Source organism: Prevotella sp. OH937_COT-195, from assembly GCF_003932845.1.
Classification (GTDB): Bacteria; Bacteroidota; Bacteroidia; order Bacteroidales; family Bacteroidaceae; genus Prevotella.
Window position 1 is genome coordinate 1 of sequence record NZ_RQZH01000081.1, and the last position, 982, is coordinate 982.

Below are 982 nucleotides of genomic sequence, written 5' to 3' on the forward strand. Positions count from 1 at the left end.
ATCTATGATAGTATAATCGTTTTCATAATTTAATAAGGGGTATTTAATAACTGATATCAATTGTTTAAGACAATAAAAATACTTAATGAACGGAGTGAAACGATGAGTAGAATTTTGTTAACAGGTGCATCTGGATATATTGGAGGTCACTTAAAAGATCAATTAAAAACAGATCATGATATTATCGCAATTTCAAGAAATATTAATAATAAGGAAAACGAAAAGAACGTTACTTGGAAAGCTGCTGACTTATTTGATTTGAAGGAAATAACAGAAGTGATGGAAGGAATAGACACTGCCATCTACCTTGTCCACTCCATGATGCCTAATGCAAAATTAACGCAAGCAAATTTCGAAGATATGGATGCTTTATTAGCAGACAATTTTGCAAGAGCTGCAAAGAAACAAGGAGTTAAACATATTATTTTTATGAGTGGTTTAATTCCAAATAACAATGATTTGTCTGCCCATTTACGTAGTCGTCTGGAGTGTGAGAAAATTTTAGGTTCTTATGGTATACCCGTGAGCACGTTGCGTGCAGGATTAATTATCGGAGCGAAAGGAAGTTCTTACCCAATTTTAAAACGATTGGTTGAACGATTGCCTGGAATGATTTTACCTAGCTGGGCGTATAATATGATTGCACCCGTATCAATCAACGATGTAATTAATAAACTAGCGTTACTAGTTGAACGAGCACCACAACAAAATGAGACATTTGATGTTACTGGACCTGAAATTATGAATTACAAAGAATTAATACAGCGTACGGCAGCAGTATTGAACAAGCGTTTACCGATTGTTGACTTACCTATCATACCTATTTGGATCAGTCGATATTGGGTTCAACGTATCTCGCAAGTTCCAAAAGAAATGGTTTATCCACTTATGAATAGTTTAGTTCATGATATGATTCCTCAACCTAAACGTATGCACCCCGATATATCTTTTGGTGAAACATCGTATGAGGAGAGTGTACAAC

1 protein-coding gene is annotated in these 982 nt (G+C 34.8%); it reads left to right on the plus strand.

Translation table 11 applies throughout. From position 1 onward, the window contains the following. Positions 1–102: 102 nt before the first annotated feature. Positions 103–982, plus strand: an 880-nt coding sequence (locus tag EII32_RS11315) for an NAD(P)H-binding protein (protein WP_125235467.1), incomplete at its 3' end; no start/stop codon positions are given.